An 18,467-nucleotide genomic window follows, 5' to 3' on the forward strand; every position below is an offset into this window, starting at 1 on the left:
GCTTGGAAATGAGTGAAGTGCTTGACAACCTGCTATACAGCGAAGAGCATGAGTGGGCGCAGCAGGGCGAGGGACGCGTAGTACGTGTAGGGATTACGGATCATGCGCAGCATCTGCTCGGCGATATCGTGTTTGTAGAATTCCCGGAAGTCGGTGCGGCGATCTCCGCAGGCGACAGCGTGGGCAGTATCGAGTCCGTGAAGACGGTATCAGAACTATATTCACCCGTATCCGGTAAGGTGACCAAGATCAACGATGCGCTGGAGGCCAGCCCGGAGCTGATCAATGATCAGCCTTACGGAGACGGTTGGATTTTTGAGCTGGAGCTGGACGCAGAGTTCGCAGAGGCAGTAACCGGCCTGCTGGATGCGGCAGCGTACAAGGAACTGGTTGGGGAATAAGGCTTAGCTTATTTGCGAAAGCGGCTGAATACGGCAGACTTCTCTTTATTACATTAGATGTTACTAATGTGAGAGGTCTGCCTTTTTGCGTCTGTAGCTTATTCCGGAAACTCAAGCAGTCCCGGATAAATGTCTGGAGCCAGATGCCACAGGAAGGGCAGAAGAGCCAGACCTGCGACGGCAAATACAGAGCACAGCAGCAGGAAACGGTATCTTTTTCGCGGACGGGTGGCGGGCTTGAGCACGAAATAATACACTCCGGCTGAATAAAACGGGAAAAGCACGGCGGCAGACATCCCCATACAAACGATAAATGTAGCTTCCCCGGCAGAACTGGGGATCATGGCTTCCGGGTTATAGACCGGATTGACTTGTAAAAAGAGGAGAAGAAACGTCGAATACGCGCTCAGCAGAAGCAGGGGGAAACAGCGGATCCGCCCATTCCCGGACAAGCCGTAGAGCATCCACCAGACCCCGAACCAGGCCAGGGCGAAGATAGCTCCGGCAATAAGGTAATCAGCGCCAATGGCAATTAGCTTATCCAGCGGATAGACGCGGGCCAGGTCTCCCCAGAAGTAGCGGGAGGAGAAGAACTGCATGAAGGCGGCAAAAAATCCGACGATGAGGGTAAGCATCCCCTGGGCAATAATGATCATGATCAGCGAAACTGCCAGCCGCAAAAACCTGAAAAACCCTGCGGCCTCCGGCGCCGCTCTGTTTGTATCCTGCATAGCGGTCTATCTCCTTATATTAGCGAATGGATATATGCTTTTGCCGCCTGCCGGTATCTGAGCAGATTCGCTCGTGGTTCCGTGCTATTCTTCCTCCTGCAGCTGACGCAGCACAATGAGTTCGACCCGGCGATTCTTCTGTCTGCCTTCGGTAGTAGCATTATCATATGCAGGTCTGGTATCCGCGTAACCGGCGTACTGGAAGGTATCAGGGCTAAGGCCCTCGTTATCCAGGAAAAAGCGCAGCACAGATAATGCGCGGGCGCCGGACAGCTCCCAGTTATCCGTATATTCCGAAGCGGCGGTTACCGGAACATTGTCGGTGTGGCCTTCGATGCTGATGGTCGCGCCGATGCCGCGGAACAGGCCGGAGAGCTGGCGCAGTGCAGGGAGTGCAGGCGATTTCAGCTCAGCCTTACCCGCATCGAACAGGAAGCGGTCACTGAGCGTGATCGCAATGCCCTGCGGCTTATCGGCAACAAAAATCTGCTCACCCAGGTTATTCTCCTCCACGTATTGGGTGATAACCCCCATAAGCGCAGTCAGCTTCGCCTCCTGTTCCCGAAAAGCAAGCTCGCGCGCTGAAGGCTGGTGTGCAGCCCCATCTCCTTCTTGTCCGGCTGCAGGAGTATCTGCCCCGGCTCCATCCGTCCCGTCCGCATTATTACCCTTCGAGACGCCAGTCCCTGTGATTCCCTGATTACCCTCCAGCACGCCGCTTCCGCCTTCCAGCACTGTACTTCCGCTCTTGAAGGTATCCGATAAGGAGCCGCTGACAATGGCATATTTCTGCGAATCGAGGCTGCTCATGGCATACAGAATCACGAAGAAAATAAGCAGAAGCGTGATCAGATCCGCGTAGGTAATCATCCAGCGGTCCCGGCTCTCTTTGCCTGCGGCGGCGCGGGGCTGCCGGCGGTTTCTTTGTCTCATAGCGGGTCTCCCGGACTGGTGCTGGCGCTGCGTTTAGGGGCGTCTGCCAGGAAGGGGGCCAGCTTTTGCCGGACGAGATGCGGGTGATCCCCGTTCTGCAGGGACAGAATGCCAACAAGCAGCATCTCCATGTTGCCCAGCTCACTTTGGCTGCGGGATTTAATTTTGGAGGCAATGGGTAAAAAGAGTAGATTGGCGCTGGCTACGCCATAGAGTGTTGCTGTAAAAGCTACGGCAATGGACGCGCCCAGATTCGAAGGGTCCGTTAAGTTGCTGAGTACCCGGATCAGCCCCATAACGGTGCCGATAATGCCCATGGTCGGTGCATAGCCGCCAGCGGCTTCGAATATTTTGGCATAGCCTTCATATTTCAGTTCCTTGGCATCCATCCCAAGCTCCAGGATCTGCCGGACCTGGTCAGGGTCATTGCCGTCGACAATCAGAAACAGGCCTTCACGGGTGAAGGGATCTGGATGTTCCTCCGCTCGTTTCTCCAGTGCAAGCACACCGCCGCGCCGCGTGAGTGCAGCCATAGCGATCAGTTCTTCAGCTTGTTCCCGGCTGGTATCTTGCTGCCTGCCAAAAGCCACGCGTAACGCCGCCGGAATGCTTCGGAGCTTGGAGGCCGGGAAGCTGATGAGTACAGCCGCAAGTGTGCCGCCGAATACGATCAGGGCAGCATTGGGCTGCAGCAGGCCGGACAGGCTGCCGCCTTCCCACAGAAAACCGCCGATCATGGCGGCAATCCCGGCCAGCAGGCCGATTATTGTAGTAAAATCCATAAATTCAGGCTCCTTAAATTTCTATATATTATGGTTTGCAACAGTCTGGGCAACGCTGTATAATAAACGGGAACGTGCATTCCTATCTTCCATATTTTTCAGTATGGTATGGAGGAGGAAGCTATTGGGTTACAATTATAATATATTCATATATTCTAGACGATAGAGGGGAGACGGGCAAATGAGTGATATTGTCGTCAGTACGAAGACTTTTGAACTGGAGTCCGAGTATACACCCCAGGGCGATCAGCCTCATGCCATAGAAGAGTTATTGGACGGCATCCGGCAGGGCAAGAAGCACCAGACGCTGCTGGGAGCGACAGGTACAGGCAAGACCTTTACCATCGCACAAGTGATTTCCAAGTTGAACCGCCCCACGCTGGTTATTGCGCACAACAAGACGCTTGCTGCGCAGCTGGCGAGTGAGTTCAAAGAATTTTTTCCGAGCAATTCCGTGGATTACTTCGTCAGTTACTACGATTATTACCAGCCAGAGGCGTACATCCCTTCCTCCGATACCTACATTGAGAAAGACTCCAGCATAAATGAAGAAATTGACAAGCTCCGCCACTCGGCAACGAGTTCACTGTTCGAACGCCGTGACGTCATTATCGTGGCGAGTGTGTCCTGTATTTATGGTCTCGGTTCGCCGCAGGAATACGGAAGCCTGCTGCTCTCGCTGCGGGTAGGGATGGAGAAGCCGCGTAATCAGATTCTGAGCCGGCTTGTAGATATCCAGTATCAGCGTAATGATATTAATTTCGTGCGCGGTACGTTCCGTGTGCGCGGGGATGTCGTTGAGATCTTCCCGGCATCCCAGGGCGAGCATGCGATCCGGGTAGAGCTGTTCGGAGACGAGATCGAACGGATTACGGAGATTGATGTTCTGACAGGCGAGCTGATCGGTGAACGCGATCATATCGCGATTTTCCCGGCGTCCCACTTCGTTACCCAGGAAGAGACCATGCGTGTCGCGCTGGTTAATATTGAGCGTGAGCTGGAGGAGCGGCTGGCTGTGCTCCGTGAAGCAGGCAAGCTGCTGGAGGCCCAGCGGCTGGAGCAGCGGACCCGTTATGATATCGAGATGATGAAGGAAGTCGGCTTCTGTTCGGGGATCGAGAACTATTCCGGTCCGCTTACCTTCCGTGAGCCGGGAGCTACTCCTTATACACTGATGGACTATTTCCCGGATGACATGCTGATTGTGATTGACGAGTCTCATGTGACGCTGCCGCAGATCCGGGCGATGTATAACGGTGACCGTGCGCGTAAGACAGTCCTTGTAGAACACGGGTTCCGCCTGCCGTCTGCGCTGGATAACCGTCCGCTGCAATTCGAGGAATTCGAAGACAAGGTGAGCCAGATTGTATACGTGTCCGCAACACCGGGACCTTATGAGATGGAGCATTGCGATACGATGGTCCAGCAGATTATCCGTCCTACCGGTCTGCTTGATCCGATCATTGAAGTGCGCCCTACCGAAGGGCAGATCGATGATCTTATCAATGAAATCCGTGACCGGGTAGAACGTGATGAGCGTGTTCTCGTTACCACCCTTACGAAGAAGATGTCTGAGGACCTGACGGATTACTTCAAGGAGATTGGCATCAAGGTACGTTATATGCACTCCGATATCAAGACACTGGAGCGGATGGCGATACTGCGTGATCTCCGTCTGGGCACATTCCACGTATTGGTCGGTATTAACCTGCTCAGAGAGGGTCTTGACCTGCCGGAGGTGTCGCTGGTCGCGATTCTGGATGCCGACAAGGAAGGCTTCCTCCGTTCCGAGCGTTCGCTGATCCAGACAATCGGCCGGGCTGCCCGCAACTCGGAGGGCCGGGTCATTATGTACGGGGACCGCATTACGGACTCCATGGAGAAGGCCATGAGCGAGACCCAGCGGCGGCGCGAGATTCAAATCGCCCATAATGAGAAGCACGGGATTACCCCGACGACCATCAACAAGAAGGTGCGCGATATCATCGAGGCGACCAAGGTGGCCGAGTCCAAGGCCGATTATCTCACCGGTGTCGGCGGCAAGATGAACAAGAAAGACAAGCAGAGCCTGATACAGCGTCTGGAGGCCGAGATGAAGGACGCCGCTAAGAACCTGCAATTCGAGCGCGCCGCCGAGCTGCGCGATGCCTTGCTTGAGCTGCGGGCAGAGTAACCCGCCGCTGAAGTTAACGATCCAGGGAACGGTGCTATTCAGGCCGTTCCTTTTGAAGATAAAGGGGCCATGCCCTTGCATATCCCGGAGGGACAGCCCGCAGTTGAGCACTTAGCGCGAATCCCGGAGGGACAGCGTGTTGTTGAAGCCTTTTGCGCATTCCGCAGGAACAGCCCGCAGTCAAGCCCTTAGCGCGTATCCCGGAGGGACAGCGTGCTGTTGAAGCTCTTTGCGCATTCCGCAGGAACAGCCCGCAGTCAAGTCCTTAGCGCGTATCCCGGAGGGACAGCGTGCAGTTGAAGCTCTTTGCGCATTCCGCAAGAACAACCCGCAATTAAGCCCATAGCGCGTATCCCGGAGGGACAGCGTTATCGGCAAGCATAGCGAGCTGAATTGCTCTAATCGTATAGCGGCCCCGTAGGGGTTAGCGGGCCTATTGCCCAGTAGTCGTCCATTCACCAACCTAATTCCTTCCGCCGAGCTTGCGGGTGTCCAGAGGGTGCAACCCTTGGGGCCCTCCCTTGGAAGGGAGGGTTTGGGAGGGATCGAAAATATTTTCCCAAAATGTTTTGAATTTTAATTTTCTCTTAAAGGAGAGGTACCGTTGGCACATGAAAGTATAGTAATCAAGGGCGCGAGGGCCCATAACCTCAAGAACATCGACGTAACGATTCCGCGTGACCGCTTCGTCGTGCTGACGGGACTGAGCGGCTCGGGCAAATCCTCCCTGGCCTTCGACACCATCTACGCCGAGGGTCAACGCCGGTATGTCGAGTCGTTGTCTGCCTATGCGCGCCAGTTCCTGGGCCAGATGGAGAAGCCGGATGTGGATTCCATCGACGGACTCTCCCCGGCCATATCAATTGACCAGAAGACGACTAGCCGTAACCCGCGTTCCACGGTAGGGACGGTTACCGAAATCTATGACTATCTGCGGCTGCTCTTTGCCCGGATCGGCCATCCGCATTGTCCGGATCATGGCATAGAGATCACTTCGCAAACCGTTGAACAGATGGTGGACCGGATCATGCAATACCCGGAGAAGACCCGTCTGCAGATTCTGGCCCCGGTCATTTCCGGCCGTAAGGGTGAGCATAAAGGCTTGTTCACCGATATCTCGAAGCAAGGCTTCGTCCGTGTACGTGTGGATGGTGAGCTGCGGGAAGTGACGGAAGATATTGTACTGGAGAAGAATAAGAAGCATACCATTGAGGTTGTCGTGGACCGGATTGTGATTAAGGATGATATCGAAACCCGGCTTACCGATTCGCTTGAAACTGCCCTGAAGCTGTCGGGTGGTCAGATTCTCGTTGATGTAATGGGCCAGGAAGAGCTGCTGTTCAGTGCCAGCTTTGCTTGTCCGGTCTGCGGATTCAGCATAGAAGAGCTGGCGCCGCGCATGTTCTCCTTCAACAGCCCATTCGGAGCCTGCCCTGAGTGTGACGGACTGGGGATGAATATGGTAGTCGATCCCGATCTGCTGATCCCGGATACAGAGAAATCCATTGAAGAAGGAGCTTTCCTGGCCTGGACAGGCAGTACGTCGAACTACTATCCGCAGTTCCTGAAATCAGTGTGCGAGCATTTCAAGATTCCGCAGAATGTACCGGTAAGTAGCCTATCGCCGGAGCATATGAACAAGCTGCTGCACGGAACAGGCAGCGAGAAGATCCGTTTCCGGTATGAGAACGACTTCGGCCAGCGCAAAGACGCCCTGGTTGCTTTTGAGGGCATTATTCCGAATCTGGAGCGCCGGTACCGTGATACAGCCTCGGAAGGTATCCGCGAGTTTATAGAAGGCTTCATGAGCGCCAAACCTTGCCATTCCTGCAAGGGAAAGCGGCTCAAGAAAGAGATTCTGGCGGTGACCATCAATGAGCAGAATGTTGCGGATGTGACGGATCTTTCGATTGGGGATTGCCTGGACTTCTTCGCAGACCTCAAGCTTAGTGAGAAAGAAACAGCGATTGCCAATCTGATCCTCAAGGAAATCAGCAGCCGGCTCGGCTTCCTGGTGAATGTGGGGCTGAACTATCTTACCCTTAGCCGGGCAGCTGGTTCTCTATCCGGCGGGGAAGCCCAGCGCATCAGGCTGGCTACCCAGATTGGCTCCAGTCTAATGGGTGTCCTCTATATTCTGGATGAGCCAAGTATCGGCCTGCATCAGCGGGACAATGACCGGCTGATTGCCACGCTGGCCCATATGCGTGACCTGGGCAATACGCTCATCGTTGTTGAGCATGATGAGGATACCATGATGGCGGCTGACTATATTATCGACATTGGACCGGGTGCCGGCAAACACGGCGGTCAGGTCATTGCCCAAGGAACACCGGAGGAAATTATGAAGGACCCCGGTTCCCTGACCGGTGAATACTTGAGCGGACGCAAGTTCATCCCGGTGACGGCCAAGCGGCGGCCAACCGACAATGAACGCTGGATCGAGATTCGCGGAGCGAAAGAGAATAACCTGAAGAATGTGAATGTTAAGATTCCACTAGGTGTCTTCACAGCGGTAACCGGCGTATCCGGCTCCGGTAAATCTTCGCTCATTAACGAGATTCTCTACAAGAGTCTGGCCCGCCAGCTGAACAAGGCGGTCAAGGTCCGTCCCGGCTTGCACAAAGAGATCCGCGGCCTGGAGAATCTGGACAAGGTCATTGAGATTGATCAGTCCCCCATTGGACGTACTCCGCGTTCCAATCCGGCTACGTATACAGGTGTGTTCGATGATATCCGCGACCTGTTCTCCAAGACGAACGAGGCCAAGGTGCGCGGCTTCCAGAAGGGGCGCTTCAGCTTCAATGTGAAGGGCGGCCGCTGTGAGGCATGCCGTGGAGACGGCATTATCAAGATTGAGATGCACTTTCTGCCGGATGTCTACGTACCTTGTGAAGTCTGCAAAGGCAAACGGTATAACCGCGAGACGCTGGAAGTGAAATATAAAGGCAAGAATATCTCGGATGTGCTGGAGATGACGGTGGAGGATGCCACGGAGTTCTTCAAGAATATTCCCAAGATTCACCGCAAAATGCAGACCTTGCTGGATGTAGGTCTGGGTTACATCAACATCGGCCAGCCGGGAACCACCCTATCCGGCGGCGAAGCCCAGCGTGTGAAGCTGGCTTCCGAGCTGTACCGCCGCAGTACCGGCAAGACTCTCTATATCCTGGATGAGCCGACAACCGGTCTGCATGTCGACGACATCGGCCGTCTGCTGGAGGTGCTGCACCGTCTGGTCGATTCCGGCGAATCGGTCCTGGTCATCGAGCATAATCTTGATGTCATCAAGACGGCCGACTATATCATCGATATGGGGCCGGAAGGCGGCAGCGGCGGCGGTACGGTCCTGGCCACCGGAACACCAGAGAAGCTGATTACTGTTGAAGAATCCTACACTGGCCGCTACCTGAAGCCTGTCCTGATCCGTGATACGGAACGCACACAGGCTATGGAGCTGCAGACGTCTGAGACGGTGTAACTGTAGAACCCCAATCCCCCATGACTCTTCTTACAGGAGAGCATGGGGTATTTTAATATTGCGGCAGGTTTCACACGTTTCATACGTAATGAGAGCCAGGACGAGCGCGCCGATTAGGTGCAAGGGTAGGCTAATTGTAATCTGTACAACTAAATCGCCGGATGTGCCGCCGAATCTCTGTTTAGCTGTATTTCGTGCAATTAAAATGCCTCAATACCTGGATTTTCACCCATTCGGGCAAATGTAGTTGTACAAACTACAATTAGAAGAGGAAAGCCTTCCGTTTCATTGTTTTTAGTTGCACAGAATACACTTATCTCTGAGGGGTTGCTACAAACTGAATGCATTCTTTAAGTAATCAACAGTAATGTTATCCGGCCTGGATTTTACATGATCTGCTCTCCCGCTACAGCTCACTGCGGATGCCTAAGATAATTTTAAACCGGCGGGCAGCCTTAGATCCCCGTTTGAACCCTTCCTGTGAGTCCGCAATCCAGACTGTTCTTCCGATCCAGACTCTGAGATATAAGGAACGGAAGATAATCGGCCGGACGATCCCCTGTGCTTCGACCTCTGTGCCATCGGGCTGTTCAATCTCTGTTCGCACCAGCCATGTATTTCCGATTCCGAATTCAATGTATTTCAAGCAGGGGTCACCGCTCTTTCTACTAGCCTGTATTCTGAATTCAGGATTGATTGTAACACTATAATATAAGAAAATTAAACAGACAGCAGACAAACAGTATAGGCATATCTATAGCATGTCCACCGTAAGATTTAATGAGAAGCTTTTGCGTTGATTGAATAGCAGCAGCTGTAGGCTGGATTGAGGTGGATTGGCTCATTGAAAATTGAAAAAACAACGGCGGTCAATGATAAATATCGCCAATCCGAGGCGTGATTTAGCCATGAGGAAACTTTTTTGTGACAAATACGCCATTTTTAAAATATTTCTATTGCGTGACGGAAATGGTAACGATAACATAGAAGGTGATATGGATTAGAGAAACTTGCTTGACAACACTCTCAGGGAGGGATTGCCATGCTGCTTGCAGAAGCTGCCGCGCAAGAACCGTCTAAATTTCATACCTTCGATGCATTTATGATTGTATTCACGATCCTGATACTTATCGGTGTGGTCCGGCTGCTTAGAGCTCCGCAGAAGAACAAATTTGCTATCGGTTTTGCAGTGGTAAGCCTGCTGGTTTTTGTAGTATCCGATTATGCAATGATTATGAACTGGTTCAGCTAGAGTAAGGCACACATAACCTCAGAGGCAAGCTCATCTTAAAGACACCTTTACCGCCAGCGGCGATCCTAAAGGCGTCTTTTTTTGAAGATAAGAATTCATATGCTTCGCGCGCAGGAAAGAAGGGGAGAGCCATGGGAATGGGGAGGAGCGGAATTGCCCGGGGTAGTGTGGTACTGCCGGGTATTCTGCTGTTATTATTGTCGGGATTCATAGGTCCAGCCGGTGTGGTTCATGGGGCGGGCCACGGCGGGACAGGAGCATTAACTGCTGAGAGAGGCACGGCTGTGAACGTAATGAAGGCCGGACAAGCAGGTGAGGTGCAAAAGGAGAGCAAGGGGCAATGGAGCCAGCCTGCAGCAGCAGACCCGGTTCCGCAAATCATAAGCACCGTCTCGCCGTCTGTAGTCGGCATTATCGGCAAAGCGGGCGGAGAAACCGGCGGACCGGATGACCGTTACAATCTGACCCACGGCTCCGGGATTATCGTCAGAGCAGACGGATGGATCATTACTAATGCCCATGTGATGGCCGGGCTGGAGAAGGCGGTAGTGGTCACCTCAGACGGGACGAGCTATAACATCACAGATACATACTCGGACGAATTCAGTGATCTTGCATTGGTCAAAATCAAAGCCAAAGCCTTAAAACCCGCAACCTTCGCAGGCAGCGCCGCCAAGCTTCAGGTAGGGGAGAAGGTTATAGCGATCGGAACGCCGATCTCCTTTTCCCTGAGAAATTCGGCTACTGTAGGCGTGATCAGCGGTCTTAACCGTTCGGTGGATGCGGCGTACCGGCTGATCCAGAGCGATACGGCCATCAATCCCGGCAACAGCGGAGGACCGCTGGTCAATATGAAGGGGGAGGTACTCGGGGTCAACAGCATGAAGTTCGCAGCCGTGGGTGTGGAGAATATGGGCTTCTCGATTCCCGCAGATACGGTGAAGTACATCATGAATCAGCTGCTCCAATATGGAGAGGTCCGGCGTCCGAGCCTCGGCATTGAGCTTGAGGAGAGCTGGCCCGTAATTGTCGGACTGCCTGGGCAGGAGCCATTGACGGTGACGAAGGTGCTTACGGCAGAAGCGCGCAAGGCAGGAATTACGGCGGGAGATGCACTATATGCCATAGACGGACACCGGGTGACTTCACTTGTTGACGTTAATGAATTATTCAGACAGTACAAGCCGGGAGCAGTGGTCAAGCTGCTGATGCAGAGTGACGGCGATATCGTAGCCAGAAGCCTTGTTCTTGGACAAGGCGACCCTCTGGTTAATGCTGCTAAGGCGGAGGGGGATATGGATGATCAGACGACAGAGTGAGGTAACGGCAGATACAGCTGGGCCGGGCAGCAGAACGGGGCATATACGGCGCGGAGTGTCTATTATTGTAGTCCTATTGTTGCTGCTCAGCCTATTTCCCGTGGGAAGGGCCCGGGCGGCAGAGGGGGCATTGCTACAGTTTAGTATTCGAGCGGGCAGTACAGCTGCAACAGTTAACGGGAAGCCGGTCACCATTCCGAAGCCTTTTTCTGAGAATGGAACGCTGCTGGTCCCGCTGGGAATTTTCAAAAAAGCCTTCGGCAGCACCGTCTCCCTCACAGGCGACGATGTAGTCAAGGTAATGTACGGGCCGCATACCGGTGCGATGACGATAGGCAGTACGACTGCCTGGAAGGATGGTGTCAAAATCAAGCTCGCCGCGCCCCCGCGTATGGTATCCGGTGTGCTGATGGTGCCGCTGAGGTTCGTGGCTGGAGTGCTGGGTGCGCGGGTGACTCCGGCGGAGGGCGGTGGGGTACTGGTTACGTTATCTCCTCCAGTAGCAGTAGTAGACGTTGAAGCACAGAGCGGGATCGACAGTGACGCCGGCAAAACCCGGATCGGCAACAGTTATCTGGAGTGGAGTATGAACTATCCGCCAGGGCTGGTGGTAGGCGACAGCGGAGGGAATGAGAGCGTAGCGACTTTTACGAGTGCAGAGAACGGGTATTATATGGAGGTGCACGCTTCGCCGCTTGCCGTTCCGCTTGATCCCGAAGGACTGCTGGAGAATCTGGTCCGCTCCTCGGAGGACGGCGGGGAGATTGTGCTGGACCGGGAGGCTGTATCTAAGGCCAAGGTTCCTTACGCCCGGACCGTGAGCAAGGATTCGAGCGGCGCGCTCTGGGAGGGCAGGCAATATTATGCCGGAGGCAGGCTGTATGAGATCTATCTGACAGATGACAATGCAGCCAATTATAAGGACCTGGGCAAATATGCGGCGTTGCTGAATTCTTTTCGGCCCTCTTTTGATGCCTCAGACCGAAGTATCCGCGACCTCTCCACGATCCGCAACGGGCTGCGCGAAGGGTACAACGATGACTACGGGATTGTGCTTAAGGTCCCTGCTGACTGGAGTGCGGATGACCAGCAGCTCTATTATACGGGCAAACAGGGGAGTTATCTGCGAGTAAAAGTAAGCTCCGCCCCTGCGAGCTCTACGCTGGCAAGCTGGAACGAGGAACTGCGGTCTCAGCTACGTGACACTTATGTGACCGAGGCCTACACCTTGAAGGACAGCGTAGCGGGCAAGGTCTCAGGTGAGCCGGTGCTGATCAATGAGATCGGGCTTAACCCGGGCAGCGGGTGGAGTACGGAATATCAGATTCTGCTGTTGAAGAACGGGTACCGTTATTATTTTGAATATGTTGCGGCTTCCGGGCCCGGGCAGAGTGGGGATCAGGCGCGCTTTACAGAGGTGCTGAACTCGATCGATATTGATTTTGCCCAGACGAAGAGGAACTTCGGACGCCTGGCGTCCGAGGATTATACCCAGCTCAGCCAGAAGTTGGTCACCAAGACCTCCAAGACCTACGGCTACAAGCTCGAGATTCCGCGGCTGTGGAGCCCGGTTCAGGATCTTTTTGAGAGCCAGAGCGTGGAATACCGCTTCACCGGCGGCCGGTTCCAGCTCTATGCCAGTCCCGAGGTTACGCCAGAATATGCTGTCAGCCAGCTCCAAAGCTATTACCAGAACACCAAGCAAGACCCTAAGGGCCCGCAGGTGAAAAGCGTCACAGAAACCACCTTCGCCGGTGTACCAGCTACGATTCTCACGGTAGAACAGACTAAGAACAGCATCCCCGTGGGCACGAAGATCATTGTGTTCAGCCGCAACGATGTGGTCTATACGCTCACTATCACACTGAACACCGCCAACGCTACGGCGAGTCAGCAGGCGGTACTGGAGCGGGTGCTGGGGTCGTTTGGGTGGGTGGGGGAGTAGAAGGGTATATAAAAAAACAACGTCCCAGGCTTCCGATCAGCCGGGACGTTGTTTTTGTAAGACACGAATAAAATAAATACTTAAGCCTGATAAATAAAATTATGCTTTACGTCCTTTAACAACGGTGCTTGTTCATCCTTGGCAGACAGAACAGGGGTAACGTCGATCGGCCATTCAATGCCAATGTCCGGGTCATTCCACAGAATACCGCCGTCACATTCAGGCGCATATAGCTCATCGCATTTGTATTGAACTTCAACATCCTCGGTCAGTGTCATGAAACCATGAGCAAACCCTTTTGGGATGAGAAGCTGCTTCTTGTTCTCAGCAGTTAGCTCAACGCCGAACCATTTGCCGTAAGAAGGACTGCCTTGACGGATATCAACAGCCACATCAAAGATCGATCCGCGTGTACAGCGTACAAGCTTGGTCTGTGCCTTAGGGTTTAGCTGGAAGTGAAGTCCGCGCAGAGTGCCTTTTACAGCGGAATAGGATTGATTGTCCTGAACGAACTGGTATCGGAGCTCTTGTTCATGGAATTTAGCTTCGCTGTAGGTCTCCATGAACCAGCCGCGGTGGTCTCCGAAGACTGCCGGTTCAACGACGAGAACATCCTCCAGATGGGTTTTGATAAACTTCATCGTATCCACTCTTTCTATGGTTTAAAATTGGATTTTACCTGTAGCGACCTTAATTAAATATTGGCCATATCCGGTCTTGCTCAGCTTATGTCCGCATTCCAGGAGATGTTCCTTGGTGATCCAGCCATTGACATAAGCAATTTCTTCGGGTGCAGAGATTTTAATCCCTTGATGGTCTTCAATGGTTCTGACGAAGTTGGTGGCATCCACCAGACTCTGGTGGGTTCCGGTATCGAGCCAGGTAAACCCGCGCCCCAGCAGGGCAACATCCAGCTCATCCAATTTTAAATAGGCTTCATTGATTGAAGTGATTTCCAGCTCGCCGCGGTGTGACGGCTTGACTTCCTTGGCAATAGAAATTACCCGGTTGTCATAAAAGTAAAGGCCGGTAACCGCATAATTAGATTTTGGATGCTCCGGTTTCTCTTCGATGCTGAGGACCTTGCCGTCTCCGTCAAATTCCACCACGCCAAAACGTTCGGGATCGGGCACATGGTAGCCAAATACGGTCGCCCCGCTTGTTTTGTCGGCAGCTTGCTTCAACATCTTGGTCATGCCGTTTCCGTAATATATATTATCTCCGAGAATCATCGCTACAGAGTCTTCTCCGATAAACGATTCGCCCAGAATAAAAGCCTGTGCCAACCCATCCGGGCTCGGCTGGACCATGTACTGCAGTGAAATTCCAAATTGGGAGCCATCACCGAGCAAATGCTCGAACCGTGGTGTATCCTCAGCAGTAGAGATGATCAGAATTTCTCGGATGCCTGCCAGCATTAATGTGGACAAGGGATAATAAATCATGGGTTTATCATAGACCGGCAGTAATTGTTTGCTGGTTACCATTGTGAGAGGGTATAACCGGGTGCCGCTTCCTCCCGCAAGAATTATGCCTTTCATAACTGTTTCAACTCTCCTTTTGCTGCATATAAATTTTGGGAACCGTGAGATCTTTTGCGTATTTATTCTTTTCTATTCATATTTTACGCTGGTTCTTCTTCATTTGTCTATTAAAGCAGGAGCTCCAGCTTATCTTAAGATAGAACCGTATGGAAAGCAAAATCCAAGTGTTTCTATTTTACTGGCAGACAGCTGTGATATTTGATACAATTAATAAGTTAAAAAGCTGTAAATGACCCGCCGAACAGGCGGTTTGGGAGGATATAAATGAAAGAGCAAGGAATACGCAGAGAAGACGTAGAACTACTGGCTCCGGCGGGAGATTGGGACTGCATGCGTGCAGCGGTGGCGAACGGGGCGGATGCTGTCTTTTTTGGCGTAGAGAAATTCAATGCACGGGCCAGAGCGAACAACTTCCGGATGGACGAGCTGCCGGAGATTATGGCGTTTCTGCACAGCTATGGAGTGAAGGGGTTCCTGACCTTTAATATACTGGTGTTCGAGAATGAGCTGCCGGATGCCAAGGGACTGATTGATGCCTGCGTGGATGCGGGTGTGGATGCCGTTATTGTTCAAGACTTGGGGCTGGTGAAAATGATTCGTGAGATCTCTCCGGACTTCCCGATTCACGGTTCTACACAGATGACGATTACCTCGCCGGAAGCGGTGGAATTCACGAAGCCTTGGGGGCTGGAACGCGTCGTACTCGGCCGTGAAAATAATCTGAAGCAAATCCGCACGATTGGCGAACAAGCCCGCCTGCCTATGGAGGTCTTCGTGCATGGTGCGCTTTGTGTATCCTACTCGGGCCAGTGTCTAACCTCTGAAATGTGGGGCGGACGCTCGGCGAACCGCGGGGAATGCGCCCAGGCTTGCCGTCTGCCGTATGATCTGATGATCGACGGTGAAGTGAAGCCGATGGGCGATGTGACTTACCTGCTGTCTCCGAAGGATCTTGCTGCCATCGACCTGATGCCGGAGCTGATTGAAGCCGGAGTGACTTCGTTCAAAATCGAAGGCCGGCTCAAAACCCCGGAGTATGTCGCTAATGTGGTCAGTAAGTACCGTAAGGCGATCGATAAGTATTTTGAAGGTAACTGGACGCCTACCTCGAAGGAGGATATGCGTGAGCTGCAACAGAGCTTCTCGCGCGGGTTCACGAACGGTTTCCTTGAAGGCACCAATAATAAGAAATTAGTCGATGGTACCTTCCCCAAGAGCCGTGGGGTGTACCTGGGCACCGTGGAGCAGATCCTGCGTGATGGAGTAGTCTGCCGTATCCATGCTCCGCTTAAGCGCGGAGACGGGATTGTGTTCGACGCCGGTGATCCGACGAAGAAGGAAGAAGGCGGCCGCGTCTACGATTTGCGCCGCAAGGGCGTCAAGCTGGAAGGCGAAGCGGGTGAGGGCTGGATCATTGATATCGTTCCCGGCCGCAGTGACGTAGACCTGCGCCGTCTACATGTGGGGGACCGCATCTGGAAGACGAACGACCCGGCGCTCGACAAGGCGCTGCGCCAGTCCTACGAGACCGAGAAGCCGTACCGGGTATTCCCGGTTCATGTAAGAGTGCAGGGCTGCGTAGGCGAGAAGCTGACGACCTGGTGGACAGACGTTCAGAAGAACGTTGCTGTCCGTGTGGACTCGGAGCTCGCGCTGGAGACAGCGCAGAAGCGTCCGATGGATACCGCGCTGCTGGAAGAACAATTCGGCCGCCTGGGCGGGACCCTGTTCCAGCTTGAAGCGCTGGAGTCGCATCTGCAAGGCGACGTAATCGTGCCCATGCGCGAGCTGAACAGCATCCGCCGCCAGGCGGTGGAGCTGCTTGCGGGCGAGCGCCCGAAGCCTCCCGTGTATGTGAAACGGGAGGTTGAGGTGTACGGCGGCGCCTCCCGCAGGGGCGCCGCAGCGGGCAGCGGTATTGCTGAGCTCACCGCGCTGTGCCGCAGCCTGCCGCAGGTACAGGCTGCGCTCGAAGCCGGCGTAACGCATATATACGCCGATTTCGAGTTCATCAAGCAGTTCCCGGCGGCAGTAGACGCTGTGCGGGCTGCAGGGGCCAGCATTGCGCTGGCCACACCGCGCATCCATATGCCGAACGAGAACGGCTACCATGCCAACATCTTGCGGCTGCAGCCGGATGCTGTGCTGGTCCGCAACACCGGTGCGCTGTATTATTACCTGCGCCACCGCATGGAGCATCCGGAGGCTGCGCATCCCCGGCTGATTGGCGATTTCTCGCTTAATATCGCCAATCACCGGGCTGTGGATCTGTTCCTTGACGCCGGTTGTGACATGGTGACACCGTCGTATGACCTGAACATTCAGCAGATGGTCGACCTGCTGGGGCACAGCGACACCTCCCGCATGGAGGTTGTTATCCACCAGCATCTGCCGATGTTCCATACAGAACACTGCGTCTATTGTACCTTCATGAGTGAAGGCACGGACTACACCAACTGTGGCCGTCCTTGTGAGGAGCAGCGTGCGTCCTTACAGGACCGCATCGGCATGTCCCATCCCGTCCGTGTGGATGAAGGCTGCCGCAACACCGTCTATAACGCGGTAGAGCAGTCGGGCGCTGAATACCTCAATCACTTCCGTGAGCTAGGCGTAGCTTCTTTCCGTGTTGAGTTCCTGGAGGAGACCCCAGAGCAGGTGGCAGAGGTTATCAGCCTCTACAGCCGCGCACTACGTGGCGAAATCTCCGGCACCCAGGTTTGGAAGAGCCTGAAGGCTACCAACCAGCTTGGGGTTACGCGCGGGCAGTTGGTGAATGCGAAGTAAATGAATTAGACCCATTCCCCCAAGGGTGGACTTGTTTTCGCACGTTTCATGCACTCAATCAGCTAAGGCCATAATAACAGGCCCGGCAGAAACCGAGGCCATCTAACCAGATGGCTCCCGATTCTTCCGGGCCTGTTTTTGTATCCCTAACTATCCCGCCAAGTCTTTTATCCACCCGTGCTCCCTTACAACGGCAACAGCTCCGGCCAGATGTCCAGAGCTTCACCACAGGCCGGGCAGTTCACCTTTCCGGTGAGATAAGGCAATTGTTCCATCAGTTGACCGTTCTTGACGGCATGAGCTGCTTGCCATAGGCGTGCTAACGGGCTGTCTTTCGAACTGACGCTGCCAAGCGCGGAAGGCGTAACAGCTTGACCATTCTCCTTGCCGCTGAATACCGGGTCGTCAGAATAGGCGGTCATCCCGGGGCTGTTCTCATCCGGCCAGATATACATTTCCTCATAACAGCTCGGGCATCCGACCATGTATTCATCGCCTTCCGCATAGGTCAACAATATACCCGCTACTGCCCGATCTCCCCGGTAAGCAGCATCCGCAGCGAGGATGTATCGCTTCTCCAGGTCATCCTTTTGAGCCCCTTCTGCGTAGCGGAAGATCTCTTCTGACAGCTTGCCCAGATTATCCACAGCGGATAGGTAGTCTGTATAAATCTCTTGGACAAGCTCCTCAGCAAGCGGCGGGTTCTGATGAGCAAATTCAGCAGGAAGATTTCCACTGTGCACTGTCAATTGATTCGTCACGAAGATCCCGCAGGTCGCGTAGATATCCAATCGAACTTCGGGATCATCCGACCGCCGGGCAAGCTGCGCCAAATAAGGCAATGCGGCAAAAGTGATGCTGTAAATCGTGTCCTGATGTAAAAGATGCTCCCAGTACAGCGCATCTTTAACCTCTGTGGTGTAATCCTCCTGCAACTGTTGCAGCAAGCCAGGGACCGCTTCCGACGAGCCAAAAGGGCCGTGAAGCTGTTGCCACACCGGACTGGATAGGTCTAACATGGATACCCTCCTCTACAAAATACTTGTTATAGTGCTGTTATATCAACATCCAATGAGACCGTCAACGCCGGGTGTTCACCCGAAACGCTCCGCCCCTGTTTGT

The 18,467-nt window shown here is 53.7% G+C and carries 14 protein-coding genes; 7 read left to right on the plus strand and 7 right to left on the minus strand.

What is annotated here, in order from left to right:
• Window positions 1–8: 8 nt before the first annotated feature.
• On the plus strand, window positions 9–401 hold the full coding sequence (gcvH, locus tag NSS64_RS31790; protein ID WP_036721148.1) for a glycine cleavage system protein GcvH: 393 nt from the start codon (window positions 9–11) through the stop codon (window positions 399–401).
• Window positions 402–499: 98 nt separating this feature from the next.
• Here gcvH and NSS64_RS31795 read toward each other — a convergent pair whose 3' ends face one another.
• The 3 genes from NSS64_RS31795 to NSS64_RS31805 form a co-directional block, all read right to left on the minus strand.
• A complete protein-coding gene (locus NSS64_RS31795; RefSeq protein ID WP_341142703.1) occupies window positions 500–1,132 on the minus strand; it encodes a hypothetical protein in 633 nt (210 codons plus the stop codon).
• Between the two features lie 84 nt (window positions 1,133–1,216).
• Complete coding sequence (locus NSS64_RS31800; RefSeq protein WP_341142704.1) at window positions 1,217–2,065, minus strand: flagellar motor protein MotB; 849 nt, start codon at window positions 2,063–2,065, stop codon at window positions 1,217–1,219.
• Complete coding sequence (locus tag NSS64_RS31805; RefSeq protein WP_341142705.1) at window positions 2,062–2,847, minus strand: flagellar motor protein; 786 nt, start codon at window positions 2,845–2,847, stop codon at window positions 2,062–2,064. Before NSS64_RS31805 ends, NSS64_RS31800 begins: the two co-directional genes overlap by 4 nt.
• Before the next feature lie 181 nt (window positions 2,848–3,028).
• Here NSS64_RS31805 and uvrB point away from each other — a divergent pair, with 181 nt between their 5' ends.
• Window positions 3,029–5,020 carry an excinuclease ABC subunit UvrB gene (gene uvrB / locus NSS64_RS31810; protein ID WP_341142706.1) on the plus strand — a complete coding sequence of 664 codons (1,992 nt, stop codon included), beginning with the start codon at window positions 3,029–3,031 and terminating at the stop codon, window positions 5,018–5,020.
• A 604-nt stretch (window positions 5,021–5,624) separates the two neighbouring features.
• The gene (gene uvrA, locus NSS64_RS31815) at window positions 5,625–8,501 is read left to right on the plus strand and encodes an excinuclease ABC subunit UvrA (protein WP_340946664.1); all 2,877 of its coding nucleotides are present in this window, start codon (window positions 5,625–5,627) and stop codon (window positions 8,499–8,501) included.
• A 406-nt stretch (window positions 8,502–8,907) separates the two neighbouring features.
• Here the strand turns inward: uvrA and NSS64_RS31820 are convergent, their stop codons facing one another.
• Window positions 8,908–9,147 (minus strand): DUF3977 family protein, encoded by a 240-nt coding sequence (locus NSS64_RS31820; protein WP_341142707.1) that lies wholly within the window; start codon window positions 9,145–9,147, stop codon window positions 8,908–8,910.
• A 396-nt stretch (window positions 9,148–9,543) separates the two neighbouring features.
• On the opposite strand from NSS64_RS31820, the gene NSS64_RS31825 reads away from it, so the two are divergent.
• The 3 genes from NSS64_RS31825 (at window position 9,544) to NSS64_RS31835 (ending at window position 13,017) form a co-directional block, all read left to right on the plus strand.
• Window positions 9,544–9,753: a hypothetical protein gene (locus NSS64_RS31825; RefSeq protein WP_036721132.1), complete on the plus strand. Its 210-nt coding sequence runs from the start codon at window positions 9,544–9,546 to the stop codon at window positions 9,751–9,753.
• 137 nt (window positions 9,754–9,890) lie between these two features.
• Window positions 9,891–11,072 (plus strand): S1C family serine protease, encoded by a 1,182-nt coding sequence (locus tag NSS64_RS31830; RefSeq protein ID WP_340946669.1) that lies wholly within the window; start codon window positions 9,891–9,893, stop codon window positions 11,070–11,072.
• A complete protein-coding gene (locus NSS64_RS31835) occupies window positions 11,053–13,017 on the plus strand; it encodes a stalk domain-containing protein (protein WP_341142708.1) in 1,965 nt (654 codons plus the stop codon). The genes NSS64_RS31830 and NSS64_RS31835 overlap by 20 nt, the downstream gene beginning before the upstream one ends.
• 80 nt (window positions 13,018–13,097) lie before the next feature.
• Here the strand turns inward: NSS64_RS31835 and rfbC are convergent, their stop codons facing one another.
• Both rfbC and rfbA read right to left on the minus strand, forming a co-directional pair.
• Window positions 13,098–13,658 (minus strand): dTDP-4-dehydrorhamnose 3,5-epimerase, encoded by a 561-nt coding sequence (gene rfbC / locus NSS64_RS31840; protein WP_341142709.1) that lies wholly within the window; start codon window positions 13,656–13,658, stop codon window positions 13,098–13,100.
• 21 nt (window positions 13,659–13,679) lie between these two features.
• Entirely contained in the window at window positions 13,680–14,558 is an 879-nt protein-coding gene (gene rfbA / locus NSS64_RS31845) for a glucose-1-phosphate thymidylyltransferase RfbA (RefSeq protein WP_339251697.1), read from the minus strand.
• A 267-nt stretch (window positions 14,559–14,825) separates the two neighbouring features.
• Between rfbA and NSS64_RS31850 the strand changes: the two genes are divergently transcribed.
• Window positions 14,826–17,345: a DUF3656 domain-containing U32 family peptidase gene (locus tag NSS64_RS31850; protein ID WP_341142710.1), complete on the plus strand. Its 2,520-nt coding sequence runs from the start codon at window positions 14,826–14,828 to the stop codon at window positions 17,343–17,345.
• Between the two features lie 185 nt (window positions 17,346–17,530).
• On the opposite strand, the gene NSS64_RS31855 is transcribed toward NSS64_RS31850, so the two are convergent.
• Window positions 17,531–18,364 carry a hypothetical protein gene (locus NSS64_RS31855; RefSeq protein WP_339251693.1) on the minus strand — a complete coding sequence of 278 codons (834 nt, stop codon included), beginning with the start codon at window positions 18,362–18,364 and terminating at the stop codon, window positions 17,531–17,533.
• Window positions 18,365–18,467 lie beyond the last annotated feature (103 nt).

Origin of the sequence: Paenibacillus sp. FSL H8-0122, assembly GCF_038005345.1 — a bacterium.
Classification (GTDB): Bacteria; Bacillota; Bacilli; order Paenibacillales; family Paenibacillaceae; genus Paenibacillus_AQ.